At 42.1% G+C, this 18765-nt stretch carries 17 protein-coding genes, 1 tRNA gene and 1 pseudogene; 11 read left to right on the forward strand and 8 right to left on the reverse strand.

The features are described 5' to 3' along the window. Nucleotides 1-48 precede the first annotated feature (48 nt). The 5 genes from AC1EKL_RS05390 to AC1EKL_RS05410 form a co-directional block, all read right to left on the reverse strand. Nucleotides 49-2034: an ABC transporter ATP-binding protein/permease gene (locus tag AC1EKL_RS05390; RefSeq protein WP_480190236.1), complete on the reverse strand. Its 1986-nt coding sequence runs from the start codon at nt 2032-2034 to the stop codon at nt 49-51. Between the two features lie 27 nt (nt 2035-2061). Next, on the reverse strand, nt 2062-2736 hold the full coding sequence (locus AC1EKL_RS05395) for an ABC transporter ATP-binding protein (protein WP_480188921.1): 675 nt from the start codon (nt 2734-2736) through the stop codon (nt 2062-2064). A gap of 11 nt (nt 2737-2747) precedes the next feature. After that, complete coding sequence (locus AC1EKL_RS05400; protein WP_480188786.1) at nt 2748-3809, reverse strand: ABC transporter permease; 1062 nt, start codon at nt 3807-3809, stop codon at nt 2748-2750. A gap of 2 nt (nt 3810-3811) precedes the next feature. Continuing rightward, the gene (locus tag AC1EKL_RS05405) at nt 3812-4327 is read right to left on the reverse strand and encodes a TetR/AcrR family transcriptional regulator (RefSeq protein WP_480188787.1); all 516 of its coding nucleotides are present in this window, start codon (nt 4325-4327) and stop codon (nt 3812-3814) included. A 153-nt stretch (nt 4328-4480) separates the two neighbouring features. Next, entirely contained in the window at nt 4481-5491 is a 1011-nt protein-coding gene (locus tag AC1EKL_RS05410; protein ID WP_480188788.1) for a zinc-dependent alcohol dehydrogenase family protein, read from the reverse strand. Nucleotides 5492-5790: 299 nt separating this feature from the next. Here AC1EKL_RS05410 and AC1EKL_RS05415 point away from each other — a divergent pair, with 299 nt between their 5' ends. The 4 genes from AC1EKL_RS05415 to thrS all read left to right on the forward strand — a co-directional run bounded on the left by AC1EKL_RS05415 (nt 5791) and on the right by thrS (nt 11050). After that, nucleotides 5791-7371 carry an Nramp family divalent metal transporter gene (locus AC1EKL_RS05415; RefSeq protein WP_480188789.1) on the forward strand — a complete coding sequence of 527 codons (1581 nt, stop codon included), beginning with the start codon at nt 5791-5793 and terminating at the stop codon, nt 7369-7371. Nucleotides 7372-7539: 168 nt separating this feature from the next. Then, a complete protein-coding gene (locus tag AC1EKL_RS05420; protein ID WP_480188790.1) occupies nt 7540-8103 on the forward strand; it encodes a redoxin domain-containing protein in 564 nt (187 codons plus the stop codon). Between the two features lie 156 nt (nt 8104-8259). Further along, nucleotides 8260-8919 carry a hypothetical protein gene (locus AC1EKL_RS05425; RefSeq protein ID WP_480188791.1) on the forward strand — a complete coding sequence of 220 codons (660 nt, stop codon included), beginning with the start codon at nt 8260-8262 and terminating at the stop codon, nt 8917-8919. A gap of 325 nt (nt 8920-9244) precedes the next feature. Next, nucleotides 9245-11050, forward strand: coding sequence for a threonine--tRNA ligase (gene thrS, locus AC1EKL_RS05430; protein ID WP_480188792.1), 1806 nt, complete (start codon nt 9245-9247; stop codon nt 11048-11050). A gap of 70 nt (nt 11051-11120) precedes the next feature. Here thrS and AC1EKL_RS05435 read toward each other — a convergent pair whose 3' ends face one another. After that, nucleotides 11121-11732, reverse strand: a complete 612-nt coding sequence (locus AC1EKL_RS05435) for a LysE/ArgO family amino acid transporter (RefSeq protein WP_480188793.1) — start codon at nt 11730-11732, stop codon at nt 11121-11123. Nucleotides 11733-11838: 106 nt separating this feature from the next. On the opposite strand from AC1EKL_RS05435, the gene AC1EKL_RS05440 reads away from it, so the two are divergent. The 6 genes from AC1EKL_RS05440 to AC1EKL_RS05465 all read left to right on the forward strand — a co-directional run bounded on the left by AC1EKL_RS05440 (nt 11839) and on the right by AC1EKL_RS05465 (nt 16267). Next, on the forward strand, nt 11839-13260 hold the full coding sequence (locus AC1EKL_RS05440) for a C69 family dipeptidase (RefSeq protein WP_480188794.1): 1422 nt from the start codon (nt 11839-11841) through the stop codon (nt 13258-13260). Between the two features lie 118 nt (nt 13261-13378). Next, on the forward strand, nt 13379-13762 hold the full coding sequence (locus tag AC1EKL_RS05445) for a GntR family transcriptional regulator (protein WP_480188795.1): 384 nt from the start codon (nt 13379-13381) through the stop codon (nt 13760-13762). Further along, complete coding sequence (locus AC1EKL_RS05450; protein ID WP_480188796.1) at nt 13743-14606, forward strand: ATP-binding cassette domain-containing protein; 864 nt, start codon at nt 13743-13745, stop codon at nt 14604-14606. The genes AC1EKL_RS05445 and AC1EKL_RS05450 overlap by 20 nt, the downstream gene beginning before the upstream one ends. A gap of 1 nt (nt 14607) precedes the next feature. Continuing rightward, the gene (locus AC1EKL_RS05455; RefSeq protein WP_480188797.1) at nt 14608-15282 is read left to right on the forward strand and encodes a hypothetical protein; all 675 of its coding nucleotides are present in this window, start codon (nt 14608-14610) and stop codon (nt 15280-15282) included. A gap of 93 nt (nt 15283-15375) precedes the next feature. Continuing rightward, nucleotides 15376-15448, forward strand: a tRNA-Ala gene (locus AC1EKL_RS05460). A 75-nt stretch (nt 15449-15523) separates the two neighbouring features. Continuing rightward, the gene (locus AC1EKL_RS05465) at nt 15524-16267 is read left to right on the forward strand and encodes a hydrolase (RefSeq protein WP_480188798.1); all 744 of its coding nucleotides are present in this window, start codon (nt 15524-15526) and stop codon (nt 16265-16267) included. A gap of 50 nt (nt 16268-16317) precedes the next feature. On the opposite strand, the gene AC1EKL_RS05470 is transcribed toward AC1EKL_RS05465, so the two are convergent. Together AC1EKL_RS05470 and AC1EKL_RS05475 are read right to left on the reverse strand one after the other, a co-directional pair. After that, on the reverse strand, nt 16318-16995 hold the full coding sequence (locus AC1EKL_RS05470) for a helix-turn-helix domain-containing protein (protein ID WP_480190245.1): 678 nt from the start codon (nt 16993-16995) through the stop codon (nt 16318-16320). After that, nucleotides 16975-17109, reverse strand: a pseudogene (locus tag AC1EKL_RS05475) (AraC family ligand binding domain-containing protein); the annotation flags it as partial. The pseudogene AC1EKL_RS05475 and the gene AC1EKL_RS05470, both read right to left, overlap by 21 nt. Nucleotides 17110-17472: 363 nt before the next feature. Here AC1EKL_RS05475 and AC1EKL_RS05480 point away from each other — a divergent pair. Next, nucleotides 17473-18759: an MFS transporter gene (locus AC1EKL_RS05480; RefSeq protein ID WP_480188800.1), complete on the forward strand. Its 1287-nt coding sequence runs from the start codon at nt 17473-17475 to the stop codon at nt 18757-18759. The last annotated feature ends 6 nt before the right edge of the window (nt 18760-18765 follow it).

Genomic DNA, 18765 nt, shown 5'->3' on the forward strand with positions numbered 1-18765 from the left:
TCATCCGCAATTTAAAAAGCCTTGAATTTTTTAATTCAAGGCTTTTTCTTATTCAGCAGCGAGCGCTTCAATTGGATTCAATTTGGCCGCTCGCCGAGCAGGCAATAGTGCTGCGAGGAAAGAAATGATTAACGCCGCAAGAAATGCGAAAATCACGTTTCCAAACGTTAGTTGAACGATATTGAACTTAATCAATCCATAAAAGGCACTATTAATTCCCCACGTTACTAACAAAGTAATCACGAGAGCGAGCACTGCTGCAAAAAGACCAATTAAGATAGATTCGGAAGTAAATAGGCTGCGAATATCAACCTTTCGTTCCCCAAGGGCACGTAAAATGCCGATTTCCTTAGTCCGCTCTGATACCGACATGTACATCGTCACGATAATCATCAATGCAGAGACTAATAGTGAAATTGCAGCAACGCCTGCCAAAATACTGGAAGCTAACTTAACGTAGCTATTAATCCGTTTCAACATTGAACCGACAGTAATGGTACCAAAAACACGGCGTTTTTGTGAACGGAGTGCATCAATCCGATCAGCAACTGTCTGGACTTGATCTAGGCTAGCTACTTTGACCGCCAGGAAGTTAGGCCGTGTATCGGCATTTTTGTCCTTCAATGCTTGATAAACCGTTTCGTAATTAATCGCGGAGCCACCTGCAGTAGCACTATCTACCAACCCCACGACCTTTACCGGCACTTGCACCGCGACCGGTTGTCCCTGCTGGTTAATCCAATTAAATGTTAAATTCAATTTTTTACCAACAATTTTCCGATAGCGTTTTGCGCCCATCATTTGGGCAGCTTCCTGCTTACCAATGACCATTTCGCCCCGGTGTGGTTCATGACCATGCTTAATTGAATCAGCCTTATCATTAGCATTCCAGGTGCTCAGCGCTGTTCCACTTTGCACCTTGCCAGTTTTCGCCACTTCCAAACGGTACGTCGGTAACGTATATCCCTTTTCAACCTTTTGGACACCAGATAACTTATTCAGCCGCTTAATCTGACCTTCGTCAATCATCCCTGCCTGGGGATCACCGGCCATATTTTGGAAGGTTCCCATTAGTTCCTGCTGATTCATTTTCCGGCCAGTTGTATTTTTCAACACTTGAATAACCCGCGGATTGGCCACTGAGTTAATTTGTTGTTGGATATACCGATTAACCCCGTTACCAAGACCACTGAAAATCATAACCGCAAATAAACCAATGGCTACCCCAACCATAATGAGGGAGTTACGCCAAAAATTATACATTAAATGCTTAAACGAAAACTCATAACTAGCATGAGCAGGCAGTTTCTGCGTTTGAATATGGGTCGGATCATCCGGAATCTGGTAAGCAGACTTTAATCGCTCATCCTGGTCAATTTTACCATCCGCCATATGAACAATCCGCGTCCCATGATTAGCCACTTCAGATGAGTGCGTTACTGCAATTACTAGTTTGCCATCCTTAGCAATCTCATCCATTAGCGCTAGTACTTCCTGAGTGTTCTTAGAATCTAATGCCCCGGTTGGTTCATCGGCAATAATGATCTGGGGGTCACTAGCTAACGCCCGGGCAATGGCGACCCGCTGCTTTTGGCCCCCGGAAAGATGCTTGGGATATTTATGGATTTGATCAGTTAGCCCAACCTTAGTTAGCAACTCTTCTGCCCGTTGCTTTTTCTCAGCTGACGAAAGAGTGGTCATATCTAATGAAACTAACACATTATCCAAAACCGTTAAATGAGGGATCAAATTATATGATTGATAAATATGTCCAATTGTTGAGCGTCGATACTCATCTAACTGCTTTTCGTTACGATGATCAAGCAACTCACCATTCACTTTTACTTGACCCTTAAATTCACGATCAAGGCCACCAACAATGTTCATTAAAGTTGATTTTCCACCACCAGACTCTCCTAAAATAGACACAAACTCGCCCTTTTCAAAGGAAAGACTGATTCCTTTGAGCACGGGAAATTCATTATTTCCCAGGAAATATGATTTAAAAATGTCGTTTAATTCTAAAAACGCCATGTACGCACCTCACCTTTCATGTCGTCCCTACTTGGTTTGCTTTATTTTACCATCATTAATTTCAAAAATGCGATCGGCATATTTACGTAAGCGTAGGTCATGAGTGACCACGATCACCGTTTTATTTTTCTGCCTGGCGAGCCGTTGAAATTCTTGACCAACCGCCGCACCACGTTCACTATCTAAGGCTGCGGTTGGTTCATCCGCCAACACTAGCGACGGATTAGTATACAATGATCTCGCTATCGCTACCCGTTGATTCTGGCCACCCGATAGTTGATCCGGATATTGATTCTTTAACTGGAAAATATCGAGCTCACGCATTAGCTGATCTAATTCTTCTTGATTGAGATTACCATTTGGCTTGACCCGATCAACTAACTGAAATTGTTCCGCAACCGTTAGATAAGGGAGCAGATTATAGGACTGCAGAATAAAGCCAATTTTATTTAAGCGCAGGCGTTCAAGTTCGCGATTATTCATATTCTGAATATCTTGACCATCAATTAACACTTGCCCTGAACTAGGTTTTATCAATCCACCAGCAATTGTCAGGAAGGTACTCTTTCCCGAACCAGACGGACCTAAGATCAGGGTTAGTTCGCCAGCTTTGGCTTGAAAATTAATGGCAGATAACGCTTGGACTTGCCCAATTCCCGTGTCAAAAGTCCGATTAACATTTTTTAGTTCAATTGTTGCCATCATCTATCCTCCTAAATTGCATCTAATGGATCGATCTTGGTGATAATGCGCACTGGTAATAGTGCACCAATCGTTCCTAAAACAATTAAGCTCAAACCAATCAGCAAGGTTAATGGCCAATTAATGAGTAGTGGCACTGCTGATGGGATAACTAATGCGGTCCCCGAGGTCAGAAATAAACCAATTAAGACACCAGCGATCATCAGTAACGTCGCTTCAGCAAAGGTCGCCCGAATGAGCGTCGAAACCGGAATCCCTTGGGCTCTTAAAACAGCATATTCTGGTAACTTCTGCATGGTCAAAATATAAAGGAAGACAGCAATCACAATTAATGAAATCACCATCAAAAAACCAATCATAAATAGGAATGTAGTGTTTTGAGCTGCATAACCTGGCAATTTTTGAATAAACTGATTGGCCGTATATTTTTTCAGCTGTGAATGATGGTGGACCGTTAATGCTCGATCAGCAAAGATTCCGCTTGCCACAAACTGATTTCCCATTCCCTTTAATTCTTGCCAAGTTGACAATGAACCAATGGCTAATGGTGCAATATTTAATTTAGCATTTTTTACAAAACCAACTATCCGATAGGAACGAGACTGGTCAGCCAGTTTAACTTGATTACCAACTCGGTATCCTTTATCACGCAGCGAGGTATCAAGAACAATTTCGTTTTCCTTAGTCGGCTTATGACCAGTCGTCAATTGTAACTTATGGCGATACAGGTACTGTTCCTTAGAAATTCCCATAAATTGAATTGATTGTTTATCTTGATGGTGCGTAGTAGCCTTTTTTAAGACAACTGGCACCGTGCCAACCAACGCTTCATGGTCACTTAATTTTCTGGTTTGCTGTTTAGTAAGTATTGATTGACTGAGATTATCATTAGCATCCTTATTTAAATAAACCGTCTTAGTGTCCCAGGCACGGATCGCCGCCGTATTTTGATTAGCTAGTCCGAGCATTAATCCCGTTAACATAAACATGAGATAGCCAATTAACGCTACCATTCCAATAATCAAACCGTAGTGGAGTTTATTATGCTTAATTTCACGAATTGCTAAAAACATCGCTATCCTCCTATGATCCCCACCAACGCTGCTCCGAGCCGTTGGATAATTGCAAGCTGATCCCCTGGATTCATCAAACATTCCTGAATCGTTTGGTGACATAGCACCATGATTGCCCACTGTTGCGCATTCAGCTGTCGATATTTAACACCCTGAGCTGCTAAAAAACCCTCGTTTGATTCATAATAATTCTTTAAAAACGCCGCATAGTCACTCTGCTGGATCTGCTTCATTAGTGTTTCGATCGTAGTTTGGTAATCATGCGCATCCCCAATTTGCTGAACCAACCTTTCCGGATGCAAATCTAAATCCTTAATTACGGTCATTAATAACCACTGATGAGCATCAACTAAATCCGTAAAGTACTTATAAAAGGTCCCCCGAGCAACGCCAGCCGTTTTTACAATACGAGCTACTTGTGCGGTTGCTAATGGATGAGCACTAAGCTCCTTTAATAAAGCCGCTTTGATGTTCTGTTTTTTCTGGCTAGAAAGATGCTGAAAAGTTTCTGTTGGCATAAGTTTCTCCTCAAGCAAAATTAGTGACACTGTGTCACCATTTAATTTAGATTAATCATACCAGCCTAGTGACACCGTGTCAATTTGGGTAAAAAAATAAGGCCGAGCTTCACACCCGGTCTTATTTTTCTACTAATGGAATCTAAATGGAAGTTAGGCTTCTTCGCCGCCAACCTTAACGATGGCCTTAGAAACCTTACCCAGCTTACCACTAACAAAGTCTTCCACACCATTTAAATCTAATTCGTGAGAGAAGAGTGGCAGTGGATCAACCGTTCCAGATGCCAATAAGGCAATTGAGTCTTCAAAAGTGTATGGGTTAATAAATGCCCCTTGAATAGTCAATTGCTTCTTGAAGACGTCGTAAGTGTTTACTGAGAACTTATCATCTGGGTTTCCAACACCAAACATCAGAACTTGTGCACCCTTGGCTGCGGCGTCTAATGCTTGTTCTTGAGTAGCTGGTAAACCAACTGCTTCAACAACAATGTCAAAGCTGTCTGCAGGAATTTCTTCCTTAGTAGTATTGATGGTCTTTACACCAAAGTGTTCACGGTTGTTAGCTAATTTGTCATCAGAACGACCAGCTAAAGTAACTTCGTGAATACCACGCGCCTTCAAAATTTGGGCAAACAATTGACCTTCAAAGCCATCACCTAATACCAATGCCTTTTGGTATGGGTGAGTTTCCAATAAGTCAACCCCGTGCATTGCACAAGAAATTGGTTCAACAACGGCTGCAGCCTTTAATGAAACATCATCAGGAATTGGGTAAACAACCTTGGCTGGAGCAGTGAAGTATTCTTCAAAACCACCATCACGAGTAACCCCAACTGCATCCAAGTGTTCACATAATTCTGGACGTTGGGCCCGGCAGTATTCACATTGACCACAGTAAATGTTAGGGTCAACAGTTACCCGGTCACCTGGTTTAACGTTCGTAACGGCTGCACCAACCTTAGTAACCACCCCTGAGTTTTCATGACCTAAAACGATTGGTGGAACAGCTGATGCTGAACCAGGTAATCCAGCATAAAGGGCCTTATCAGTCCCACAAATACCTGCATAGGCAGTGTGAACCAACACTTCATCTGGCTTAATTTCAGGAACTTCGTAGTCTTCAACCTTAAGTTCTTTCTTACCTTCTAAAACTAATGCCTTCATTAGTAATACCTCTCTTGTGAATAGTTTAATTTACTCCGTCAGTATACGAAAAAACGGTCTCAATTGTCAAACGATTATCATAACTTCTCCTAAATAATTCCAATCAAAAACTATGATTCCGAATTAAGCTTGGTAAGTGGCAGCAAAAATTCTGAAAAAGCCCGGTGATATTGCCTAAAAATCGGCATTTCCCATTGCGTTACTTTATTTTTTATGCTAACCTAACAAAGGTGTTCAAATATATTAATATTTAATGTGGACATACCTTATTAGCATACGAAAGAAAGGGAGGATTTGGCGTGGCAAACACAAAAAATCAACACCGTAAACATAAACTGATTGAATATGCGAACGGTAAATCTCTTGAGGAAATCAATGGTACCGTTGAAGTTCCTCATGGCAAAGGCTTTTGGCGGACCTTATTCGCCTACTCAGGACCCGGCGCACTAGTTGCCGTTGGTTATATGGATCCTGGTAACTGGTCAACATCTATTACCGGTGGTCAAAGCTTCCAATATACATTAATGACGACCATCCTGATTTCAAGTTTGATTGCGATGTTACTGCAAAACATGGCGGCTAAACTTGGTATCGTAAGTCAAATGGACCTCGCGCAGGCCATTCGGGCTCGTACAGGGAAGGCCTTAGGAGTTATCCTCTGGATCATGACTGAGTTTGCCATTATGGCAACTGATATTGCGGAAGTTATTGGGGCGGCAATTGCATTGAACTTGTTATTCCACATTCCATTAGTCCCAGCGGTCTTCATTACGGTTCTTGACGTTTTAGTCCTGTTACTGTTAACCAAGATCGGCTTCCGAAAAATCGAAGCGATTGTTGCTTGTTTAATTTTGGTAATTCTCTTTGTCTTCGCCTATGAAGTGGCCCTTTCTAAACCAGTTTGGGGCAGCGTCTTCATGGGATTGATTCCTTCTGAAAAGGCGATTGCCAAGGGACCAATTGTTGGTGGGATTTCACCATTAACTGGTTCGCTTGGGATTATTGGGGCTACGGTTATGCCACATAACCTATATCTTCACTCCGCAATTTCACAAACTCGAAAGCTGGACCACACAAATGTTGATGACATTCGTCAAACGGTCCGGTTCTCAATGTGGGATTCCAACATTCAATTAAGCTTGGCTTTTGTTGTTAATGCCTTGCTATTGATCATGGGGGTTGCGGTATTCAAGAGTGGTGCTGTTGAAGACAGTTCATTCTTTGGCCTATACGATGCTCTGAACAATACTTCCATGTTAAGTAACCCAATTTTAATTGGTGTTGCCAAATCTGGAATTCTTTCAACTCTATTTGCGGTCGCCCTATTAGCTTCTGGTCAAAACTCCACCATTACTGGGACCTTAACTGGTCAAGTTATTATGGAAGGATTCGTCCACATGAAGATGCCATTATGGGCACGACGGTTAATTACCCGTTTGATTTCCGTTATCCCGGTCTTGGTCTGTGTCGCCTTAACCGCTCGGGAATCAGAAAATCAACAACACACGGCCTTAAACCTGCTGATGGAAAACTCACAAGTCTTTTTGGCATTTGCCCTACCATTCTCAATGCTGCCACTATTATTAATGACCAATAGTGAAACAGAAATGGGTGAATTCCGAAACCATGTAATTACTCGGATCTTGGGATGGATTTCTGTCTTAGCATTAACATTCTTAAACCTTTACAACCTTCCACAAACTTATGAAGGTTTTGGAATTTGGAACAAAGCGACCTCAGATACATTGGCATGGATTACGATTGTTATTATCCTTGCCCTGCTGATTTGGACTTGTGTTGAAATGGTCATTGGTGACCGACGCTTTGCTGCAGAACATAAGAAGCACACTTGGGAAACTAAGCCAGCAGAAGAAAATTAATTAAAAAAGTCATGGTTTTTGCCATGACTTTTTTATTTTAGAAAATTTCTATTCTGGTCAATAATATCAGTAAATTACTTCAATTCTGAATTAGAGTTGATTATTGGTTTAGAATGATTATAATAAAGATGTAGATAAGAACTATTCTAATTTAAGGAGCGGGTATCAATGAATTTAGTCAACCAAGAAATTGATGATTTTAAAGTTAATGCTTATTACAATGGTGAATTAACCACCGTAGCAAAGGATGATGTTTTAGGTAAATGGAGTATTTTCTTCTTCTACCCTGCCGACTTCTCCTTTGTTTGTCCAACCGAATTAGAGGCTTTACAAGCTCATTATGACGACTTTAAGAATGCTAATGCTGAAATCTATTCAATTTCTGAAGATACCGAGTTTGTCCATAAAGCGTGGGCAGATGCCTCACCAAAAATTGCCCAAATCAAATATCACATGTTGGCAGATCCTGCTGGAAAGCTTGCCCGCATGTTTGACGTCCTTGACGAAGAAAGCGGCCAGGCTTACCGAGGTGTCTTTATTGTTGATCCTGATGGTAAAGTCCAATCTGCTACGATTAACAATATTGGAATCGGTCGGAGTGCCGATGAAATTTTACGGACTCTCCAAGCGGCACAATTTGTTCGTCAGCACGGTGACCAGGTATGTCCAGTCAACTGGCATCCTGGTGATGAGACTTTGAAACCCGGTTTGGATTTAGTGGGTAAGCTTTAAAATTATGGGAGAAACGGTAACGATTCATTTTCGTTATCGTTTTTATCATTTTATTAACAATCTGTCGGAGTTGGTTATCGTCACGCGGTTAAATGGTATAATGTCAGAAAGAATTCTTGGTAACGGCATTCGCCGAACCAAATTGAGGTGAGAGAATTGGATAATAATAACAATCACGACCAAGAAAAACATTTAAGTCGCGTTGAATTATACGACACCCCGAAAAGTCGGAAAAAACCAAAACGGAGTTTATTTAGCCGCAAAGGGAAGCAAACTGCCGCTACTGGTCCAATCAGTAGCACTCAGACTGAAGGTAACGCTAATCGGACTAGCCGGTCTAGCCTAAAAAAAGCTGGTCAACCAAAACGGCCCAAAAAGCCACGTGGTAAAAAGAACGGACGAATTTACAAGATTGTCCTTGGCATTCTATTAGGAATTTTGGCAATTATGATTATCATCTTTGCGATCCGGCAGCAAAACCCGGTTAACAACGACACCGATACCACGGTTTCATCATCAAGTTCATCGAGTTCTTACCACAAGCGGCATCACCGTCGGCACCGCACTTCATCGGTTGACGATGACGATAACCAAGCCACTTATGAGATTCAAACGCCACGCTCAAATACCACCACGACAACCGGTGGCAATAACCAGACAAACCAAAATAGTGCTTCGCAAAACACGAATGACAACCAGCAATCAAATACAAATCAACAACAAAATAGTCAGCAAACTAGTGGTAACCAAAGTAATGGGCAACAATCTAGTACTCAACAAAACAGTGGCCAGCAAACTACTACCCAAAACCAATAATAAATATTAGAAAATTTTCATTTTAGTCTTGACACTAAATTTTGACCCGCATATAATCAGCAGTAATTAAAGGACAAGCCTTATTGCCTCCCTATCCAGAGAGTGATTCGTTAGTGGAAGAATCATTAGTGGTGGTAATGACGGTACCACCTTTATAATTTCCCTCCGAAATAAGGAGGAGCGGGTCGTGTCCGTTACCACACCTTTGAGAGAATATTATTAAATATTCTGAAGATGGGTGGAACCACGCTGATTATGTTAACCAACGTCCCTAGGATCGTTAATTCGGTCCTAGGGACGTTTTTTTCACAAAGGAGAGATTTAGATGGCACAAGTTGCAGTAATGTCACCAAACGGTGAAGTTAATAAAATTGATAAGGACTCAGCAGAAAGTGCTGCAGCCCTTCGTCAAATGGCTGCTTTGATGTTAAAGGCAGTGTTGGCTGATAAATATAACGGCATTCGTTTAGGTGATGCCGTGGCTGAAGATGATCAATTTTGGGTTGACTCTGACAAGGACGACCAACAAGTTTCCGCAGATGAACTCGAAGGCTTAGAAGCTGACATTAAGAAGCTGGCTAAGAATGACGCTAAGGTGGAATTCGTTGAACGTGACGTCAACGACGCCCTTGCTGACGTTAAGGATGACAAGTTCTCAACCGAACTAATCAACGACCATGCTAAAGATGGTAAGGTCGCAATGTACAAGCTTGGCAACGCCTACGCTGTTGCCGAAGCACCGATTCTGGTTTACGGTGACGTGGTTAAAAACTTCAAGTTGCTTTCCGTTGCTGGTGCATACTGGAAGGGCATGTCATCTAACCCAATGCTTCAACGAATTTACGGGACGGCTTTCTATAAGAAGGATGACCTGGCCGAAGATCTCAAGAAGCGTCAAGAAGCTAAGGAACGTGACCACCGAGTAATTGGTAATCAATTGGATCTCTTCTTCGTTGATCCAAAAGTTGGTGCTGGTTTGCCATACTGGATGCCAAAAGGTGCTGCAATTCGGCGGACAATCGAACGTTACATCATCGATCGTGAAGTTGCGGACGGTTACGAACATGTTTACACCCCAGTATTAATGAACCTGGATGCCTACAAAACTTCTGGTCACTGGGAACACTACCGTGATGACATGTTCCCACCAATGGACATGGGTGACGGTGAAATGCTTGAATTACGGCCGATGAACTGCCCAAGTCACATCCAAGTTTACAAGCATCACCTTCGTTCATACCGTGACTTACCATTGCGGATTGCCGAATTAGGAATGATGCACCGTTACGAAAAGTCTGGTGCCCTTTCTGGTTTACAACGGGTACGGGAAATGACGTTGAATGACGGTCACACCTTCGTCGCTCTTGATCAAATTCGTTCAGAATTCGCCAAGATCTTGAAGCTAATCATGAGTGTTTACAAAGACTTTGACATTACTGATTACAGCTTCCGACTTTCATTACGTGATCCAAAGAACGTCAAGAAGTATTATGCTAACGATGAGATGTGGGAAAAGTCCCAATCCATGCTGAAGCAAGCCATGGATGACTTAAACCTCGACTACTACGAAGCCGAAGGTGAAGCTGCATTCTACGGTCCAAAGCTGGATATCCAAACTAAGACGGCCCTTGGTAACGACGAAACGATGTCCACAATCCAATTGGACTTCATGCTCCCAGAACGGTTTGGCCTGACTTATGTCGGTAAAGATGGTCAAGAACACATGCCAGTTATGATTCACCGTGGGGTAGTTGGAACTATGGAACGGTTCGTTGCCTACCTGACTGAAATCTACAAGGGTGCCTTCCCTACTTGGTTAGCTCCTGAACAAGTCCACATTATCCCAGTTTCAGACGACAAGCATGGTGATTACGCCGACCAACTTGGTGCTGAATTACGCGCTGCTAAGATTCGGGTTAACGTTGACCACCGGAACGAAAAGATGGGCTACAAGATTCGGGAAGCCCAAACGCAAAAGGTTCCGTACACCTTGGTTGTTGGTGACGATGAAATGGCTAACGGTTCCGTTTCTGTTCGGAAATACGGTGAAAAGGAACAAAATAGCATGAGCAAGCAAGACTTTATGGATGAATTACTTGCTGACATTGCTTCTTACTCCCGCGCTAAATAATATTCGCTTTACTTGATAACAACAAAACCGGTCTCGTGATGAGACCGGTTTTTGTGTTTCACGTGAAACTTTATAAGATTTGTCCAAGACCATTTATGATTAAAAAACCACCATAGCCAAAAACGATGATGCCACTCACTAAATTAATGCCAACCAAGAGCTTAGCCGGCATCCGATGACGTAAGAGATTAAACGCACTCGTCATCCCAAGATCCCAAACGAATGACGATGTAATAACCCCAATAATAAAGAAAATACTCTCCGCGGTCGTTAACGTCCCCCGACTAGCACCCAACATCATTGTTCCATCAATTAATGCTTGTGGGTTCGCCCAACTAACCACAACGGCCGTCATAATTGCTTGCCGCAAGGTAATCTGATGATCATCACTCGTTAGTGCCCGTTGGTTAGCGGAACGAATGATATTATAGCCAATATAGACCGTCAATGCGCCACCCAACAGCATTACACCCACTTTGATCAATTGGTTATGACTAATCAAAGCACCAATTCCATAAAAGGCCGCAAAACAGAATAATGCATCAAATAGCCAGACAAAAAACGTATACAATAGTGCCCGTGATAATCGATACGATAGCCCATTATTGAACACATAAATATTTTGCATCCCAATTGGTGCCACAAACGCTAAGCCAATTAATAATCCTTGAAAATAGGCCATTGGATCGCTCCTTTCCCCTTTCATTTTAGTATATTTAAGCATTTATTTCTCAAAACCACAACATCAATTCCACTAAACGGGATATACTGTCATTAAGGAGGTTGATATGATGCGAAACTCAGCATGTACGTCCATCATGGTTGGCAAGAAGGCTTCCATTGATGGTTCCACATTTATTGCTCGAAACGAAGATCGGGTCAAAGCGGTTGAACCCAAACAATTTCTCATTCGCCCTGCTGTATCCGGGCGTCATGAGACCTACGTTTCCCCTTATAACAAATTGACTGTGCCCCTCCCTCAAAATGCAATGCGGTACAGTGCGACTCCTCATCTAGATCAAAGTATGGGTCCGAACGAGGAAGATGGTTTTAATGAAGATAACGTTGGTGAAAGTGCCACCGAAAGTGTCTACGCTAATGGTCGCGTTCTGGCTTATGATCCATATATTAAAAATGGACTCGCCGAAGATTCCATGACTACGTTAGTCCTTCCCTACATTCACTCCGCCCGTGAAGGAGTTGAATACCTCGGTAAATTGGTCGCAACCTATGGTTCTGCCGAAGGGAATGGGGTTCAATTTATCGACCAAAACGAAGTCTGGTATATGGAAATCGTTACCGGTCACCAATGGGTAGCGGTACGGATTCCTGATGATTGTTATGCAGTCGCTCCAAACCAGGTCATGATTGAACAAATTGATTTTAATGACCCAGATAACTATATGTGGGCCAGTGGCATTCGTGAATTTGTGACTGAACATAACCTTAATCCTGATCATGATGAATGGAATTTCCGACACATTTTTGGGACACGCACCCGTAAAGATCGGCATTATAATACGCCTCGACTTTGGTATGCTCAACGTTACCTCAGTCCCCAGGCCGCTGCCCATCAACAACCTGAAGATATGGACATGCCATTCATCCGGAAAGCAGAACGAAAGATCGCGGTTGAAGATATTCAACATGTCTTAGGATCACACTTTAATGAAACCAAGTACGATCCAATTGGGGAAGGCGATCCGGTCGATCGACGTCGTTACCGATCCATTTCACTATCTCGGACTGCTCAGTCACATATCCTTCAAGTTCGGCCCCATGCTACTGGTACCCAAGCTATTCAATGGATTGCTTTTGGTATTCCAACCTTCTCAGCGTATGTGCCATTCTTTGCGAATGCTAATGATACGGATGAAAGTTACAAGAACGTTCCGCAAACCATGGACTTTGACCACGCCTTCTGGTTGGATGAAGCACTAGCAGAAATCGTCGAAGCCCACCTGACAGAATTTGCGGAAGACGACTTTGCTTTCATTAAGGAAATGCACTCTTGGACACGGCAAAAGATTCATGAGGTCGATCTCGCAAGTACTCAAAAGTCCGCAGATGAATTAACAAACTTCCTCACCCAACAAAACCATGAAATCGCCCAATATTGCAACCAGAAAACCCGTGAACTAATCTTCAAGTTAATCACAAAGGGGACTGAATTATCAAAATTAACCTTTAAGATGGACCCGAATCTTTAGAATAACAAGTTTTAGTGCCTCACTCGAAATAGTGGGGCATTTTTTCTTGCTATTTTTGTTGTTTGGTTATATAGTTAATTACAAAAGTAACTAACCAACTAAGGAGGGATGATCTGAAATGCACTTTGAATTTGACCAGTCTTCGCCAATCTATCAGCAATTAGCTGACCAGATGGAAGAAATGATCTTCTCTGGACTCTTTCCAGAAGGCGACCAAGTTCCTTCCACCACGCAGTTATCACAAGAGTTACATATCAATCCAGCAACCGTGCTGAAAGGAATGAACACGCTAGTTGATCAGCAGTTATTAGAAAAGCGTCGTGGTCGCGGCATGTTCGTGACCACTGGTGCACAGGAGAAAATCATGGAAAAACGTAAAGAAGGCTTTTATCAAAACTATATTGCAAGTCTGATTCAAGAAGTGACCAAGCTAGGGATTACCGAAGATCACCTACTAACACTTATTCAACGGGGGTATCAAAATGGCAACACTCAAAATTAATCAACTTACGAAACGCTTTGGGAGACACACCATCCTGGATAATCTGGATTTTACAATCGAAGCGAACAAAATCTATGGATTACTTGGCCGTAACGGTGCGGGAAAAAGTACCTTACTCAACATCATTAATAACCGCAACTTCCCTACCGATGGTGAAGTCTTGCTTGATAATGCTTCGATTAACAATAATTCGGTTGCGCTTCAACAACTTTACTTAATGAGTGAAACAAACATGTACCCAAAACGCACCCGGGTTAGCGATATGTTCCGCCTTGCTGATGATGGTTATGGTCAATTCAACTTTGCACTAGCGCATCGCCTTACGAAAGCGTTTGGAGTCCAAGAAAAAGCACACCTTAGTAATCTTTCAACTGGGTTGACTACAATCGCTAAGTTAATTACCGCGCTCTGTGTCAACGCAGATTTCATTTTTCTGGATGAGCCGACGCTCGGGTTAGATGCCGGACACCGGGAACTATTCTATCGTGAATTATTGAAGACCTACGAAGAACGGCCACGGACATTTGTCTTATCAACCCACCTCATTAGCGAAGTTCAGCCACTGGTTGAGCACGTCTGGATTCTTGATGATCATCAGTTCATCTGTAACGAGAACGTCGATGACTTACTAGCGAATGCATACGCCATCAGTGGACCAGCAGAGTTAGTCGATGAATACACAACGGAACTAAAGGTCCTCGATCACCAAACGATCGGCAATATTAAAACCGTCTACGTTGTTCAACCACTTGATGAAACAAAAGTGATCCCTGATCGGGTTAAAATTGAACACATTGATTTACAAAAAGCCTTTATGGCTTTAACAAATGGGGAGGAGAATTAAAATGAAAAAATTACCAATGGTCTATCGACAATCAATGCGCTCTTACTTCATCGTTTTCGGAATCGCCCTCGCCACAGTTTTTGGCTTGCAACTATTGAGCCTAATTTTTGCAGGAAGCCATATCGACCTCAATATTAATGATTTCATCGATGCTTTCAGTGGACAATTTATCGCCATTGCCTTTGGAATCTATGGGCTCTTCTACTTAATGGTCCCCTATCGTGAATTCAAACTCGGCATTCAAAATGGTCAAACCCGTTGGCAGATTTGGCTGAGTGACCTGCTGGGAATTGTTACGATTACTCTAATCACTTTTATTATCTGGTTAATCAGTGTCGGATTCCAGCACCAAGATTGGCTAACCATTACCGGTATGTTGTTATTAATGCTCGACGGGATTACTTTTTCCTATGCAATCGGTAGTGGCTTTGGCCTGCTACCACGTAAATGGAAAATCATTGTGGCAATTGCCCTACCAACCATTTTCATCTTGGTCTTGATCCAAATCATTCGTTTGATGATCAACCTGTGGCATCCAAGCGAGGCAACCCTGAACACTTTAGCCAATATTTTCAACTGGCAAGGTTCATGGGCGCTATTTGGCCTGCTCTGGTTAGCAATCATGCTCGGTATCAGCTACCTGTTCACGATGCACCAACAATTACGGCGGGACTAGCCCGTGCGTCAATTAATACAATTTCTTAAACTCGTCACTTAATGGCGAGTTTTTTTCATAATGATTATTATCTGCTAGAATAGACACTGAATCGGGCCATTAGTTCAGTTGGGAGAATGTCTGCTTCGCATGCAGGAGGTCGCGAGTTCGAATCTCGCATGGTCCATTGGGAGTAAGGTCAACGTTTCTATTTTGGTAGATACGTTGGCTTTTAGTTTCTATACTAAGGAGTTGATTACTAATGACTGAAGAAAAATTAACAACGCCCCAAGTGGGTTCCAAACTGCGCCACCAAATTTTACGCATGCCCGCTGCCGTTAAAGAAGCAACAGGTATTTCAATCTACGGACGGGTTATTCGGAGTCTCATCTTTTCAACTGACCTGGCCATCATTAAAAATTGTGATGCTGACGCTGTTTTTGCCGTTTACCCATTTACGCCGCAACAAGCTATTAGTAGAGCCATCATCGAGGCTGCTGATGTACCTGTTTTCTGTGGTTGTGGTGGCGGTACCACCAAGGGTGTCCGTACCGTTTCACTGGCAAAGGATGTTGAAAGTCAAGGCGCCTTAGCAGTCGTTTTAAATGCACCCATTACCAATCTCAACTTGCGGACTGTCACCCAAAACATTGATATTCCAACGGTGATTACCGTCGTTAGTCCCGATACGGACATTGACGCACGAATTCGTAACGGTGCGGTGATGATTAACGTTGCCGGTGGCAAAAATACTGCAGCCATTGTTGCGAAAATTCGGCAAACCCATCCTGACCTGCCAATTATCGCCAGTGGTGGCAAGACCGAAGAAAGCATTCAGGAAACTATCAAAGCTGGAGCAAATGCGATTACCTACACCCCGCCAACCAGCGCTGAACTCTTCTCATCCATGATGGATACCTATCGCGAGCCAGCGGTTAAGCAAAAGCTCGGTATATCAATTCCCCGCCGTATTCAAAATAATCTCAAAAAACATTTACATAAATAACTACCAATCCCCCGAAGCGTACTTTAACGATTCGGGGGATTTTAATTACACTAATTCAACTCTCCATGGTGATTTTTCCGAAAAGTAGTCGGTGTTATTCCTAATCGATTTTTGAATAGGCGAAATAGGGATGATGTATTTTGATACCCTAAATGCTCGGCAATTTTGTCAGTTGTCCAGTTCGTATCTAACAATAAGCTTTCGGCCGTCAATAGCCGTTTCCGATCTAACAATTCACCAAATGACATTCCGGTACTTTGTTTAAGCTTATTTCCCAGGTAATTTTTATTGTAATTAAATTTCTGACTTACTTCATCTAGGGAAACATCACCAAAGTGCTGATTAATGTACTCCATAACATCATTAATGGTCCTGTCGGGCGTATTCAAGACATTCATATGCATGACTTGCGGCTCGGGCAAACAGCTTAACGCTGCCTTCATTAATAACTGACTCGTTTCATACGGTCGAACATCAGCTAAAACGTAATACATTAACTCTTCCCAAATCGTAATTCCTTCTGGAGTTTTACTTAAATCATAAATTAAATAATTATCATGATTGGCTCGTTGAGTTAATGCATTATACATAAAACGAATTAAACCACCATTGGCTGGTTTAATGTCGCTAATAAATCCAGTAGGTAAATTATCAATATCCAATAATACATTTACTAGCAAATCATTGGTCCCCATGTAACCATACCGTTGGATCAGGGAACGATCCATTACCAGTAATTCACCAGGTCTCAGCGTATATTCACGACCATTTAACTGCTGAATTGATCGTCCGGAAAACTGATAATTAAATTCTATAAAACTGTGCGTATGCGCTGGCATATAGGAATAGCGATGCTGTTTCGTAACACTGACCCACGAATTCTTAAAAAATCACTCCGCGGTATCTTTGGAATAATCCCCGGACCATAGCCAAGCCCCATATAATTAACGTTTTTACCCCGATTGATTCGCTGCTGAATTTCAATTTGATCTTCCTGAAGAAGTAATAATCGTAATTTTTCCATACCAATTCCAACTTTTTAATTGTTAAACATTCAAATCACTGTTATATCAGTAATTATAATTTGTGATCCTGTGATCTTGCAACTAAACCACTCAGTTTTTGATATTGTAAGCGCTAACAATAAATCATAAAGTAAATACTGGAATTATCTTTTAAGTATTTTAGATTGAGAGGCAATTATATTGGATAATAAACAACTTGTATCAGAATATCGACCGCTCGCTGCGGCCGCCGGAATCGGTTCAATCCTGGGTTCCGGGATTATTGTTGGCTTGTCAGCAACCATTACCGTTTGGCAAAAAGGGTTAGCCCTGTCGAACAGTCAGGTGGGAATTATCTCTGCTGCCTTAACTTTTGCAATTGCCATCGGGGGATTTTTATCTGGTGCTGTTAGTAAATCATTTGGTTTAATTCGTTCTTTTAACTGGACCAATTTCTTCTACGCCCTGGGAACATTAATTTGTGTTTTCACCCCTAATTACTTAGTCCTATTACTAGGGGTCATTATTACCGGATTAGCTTCTGGAATTGATTTACCCCTTAGTTTGACTGTCATCTCGCATGATGCCCCAAACGAAAAGGTATCATCAAGTCTCGTTTCATCTACCCAAATTTATTGGCAAATTGGGATTTTTATTTCATACATTTGTTCATTCATCGTTTCTAAAATGGCGGGTGCTAGTGGAGCACGGGTAGTATTTGGTATTTTAACTGTTATTGCCGCAATTACTTGGCTATGGAGAACTAGTTCCAAAAAGTTCAAAGAATTTCACACCGCTGGTGATCAGCTCCGTACTGACGAGGAATCAACATCCGATACAAAAATGAGTAGTTCTTCAGCTTTGAAGACACTCTTTGCAAACAATAATAAACATCGCTACCTTGGTTTATTTTGCGGAATCTTCATCTTCTATATTTTCTGGAACCTATTAGCAAACACCTTTGGTCAATTCCAGACCTTTACCCTTGTCCAAGCACACGCTTCACAAACATTTGCGACTGGTGCCGGAATTGTTCTGAACTTTGTCGGTTTAGCAGCTGTCACAGCTTTCTCATCCGTTGCATCAAGTCCTAAACGAAATACATTCTTTGTAATTGGAATGATTATCCAAGCAGCCGCCATGTTTGGACTAGCAATTTCCAGTCATGCATTGTGGCCAATTGTTATTGCCATCGGTTGCTACAACATCGGTAACAATATTGCCGGCGAAGCAATCTATAAGGTTTGGACACAAGAATCATTTCCTGTTGAAACTCGGGCTTCGATTCAAGGATTTATGAATGGGTTCTCTCGTTTTGCCTGTGGTTTATTTGCCTTTGTGACCCCGGCCCTCGTAATGCCAAATGTCATCCGTTACACCATGTTTGGGTTTACTGCCCTAATCATCATTGGTTTTATCGCGGGACTTTGCGTAATCGCGTTGGAGAAAAAGTATGGCATTATTCAAAACAATAAGAAAGAAGATTAGTTATCA

This window comes from Limosilactobacillus sp. C0001E2 (genome assembly GCF_056590915.1).

Excerpts from the sequence above, each read along its gene's own strand:
- AC1EKL_RS05400 (WP_480188786.1), bottom strand. The coding sequence starts at position 3,809 with ATGTTTTTAGCAATTCGTGAAATTAAGCATAATAAACTCCACTACGGT.
- thrS (WP_480188792.1), top strand. The coding sequence starts at position 9,245 with ATGGCACAAGTTGCAGTAATGTCACCAAACGGTGAAGTTAATAAAATT.
- AC1EKL_RS05465 (WP_480188798.1), top strand. The coding sequence starts at position 15,524 with ATGACTGAAGAAAAATTAACAACGCCCCAAGTGGGTTCCAAACTGCGC.
- AC1EKL_RS05405 (WP_480188787.1), bottom strand. The coding sequence starts at position 4,327 with ATGCCAACAGAAACTTTTCAGCATCTTTCTAGCCAGAAAAAACAGAAC.
- AC1EKL_RS05440 (WP_480188794.1), top strand. The coding sequence starts at position 11,839 with ATGATGCGAAACTCAGCATGTACGTCCATCATGGTTGGCAAGAAGGCT.
- AC1EKL_RS05395 (WP_480188921.1), bottom strand. The coding sequence starts at position 2,736 with ATGGCAACAATTGAACTAAAAAATGTTAATCGGACTTTTGACACGGGA.
- AC1EKL_RS05420 (WP_480188790.1), top strand. The coding sequence starts at position 7,540 with ATGAATTTAGTCAACCAAGAAATTGATGATTTTAAAGTTAATGCTTAT.
- AC1EKL_RS05455 (WP_480188797.1), top strand. The coding sequence starts at position 14,608 with ATGAAAAAATTACCAATGGTCTATCGACAATCAATGCGCTCTTACTTC.
- AC1EKL_RS05390 (WP_480190236.1), bottom strand. The coding sequence starts at position 2,034 with ATGGCGTTTTTAGAATTAAACGACATTTTTAAATCATATTTCCTGGGA.
- AC1EKL_RS05410 (WP_480188788.1), bottom strand. The coding sequence starts at position 5,491 with ATGAAGGCATTAGTTTTAGAAGGTAAGAAAGAACTTAAGGTTGAAGAC.
- AC1EKL_RS05445 (WP_480188795.1), top strand. The coding sequence starts at position 13,379 with ATGCACTTTGAATTTGACCAGTCTTCGCCAATCTATCAGCAATTAGCT.
- AC1EKL_RS05470 (WP_480190245.1), bottom strand. The coding sequence starts at position 16,995 with ATGGATCGTTCCCTGATCCAACGGTATGGTTACATGGGGACCAATGAT.
- AC1EKL_RS05450 (WP_480188796.1), top strand. The coding sequence starts at position 13,743 with ATGGCAACACTCAAAATTAATCAACTTACGAAACGCTTTGGGAGACAC.
- AC1EKL_RS05435 (WP_480188793.1), bottom strand. The coding sequence starts at position 11,732 with ATGGCCTATTTTCAAGGATTATTAATTGGCTTAGCGTTTGTGGCACCA.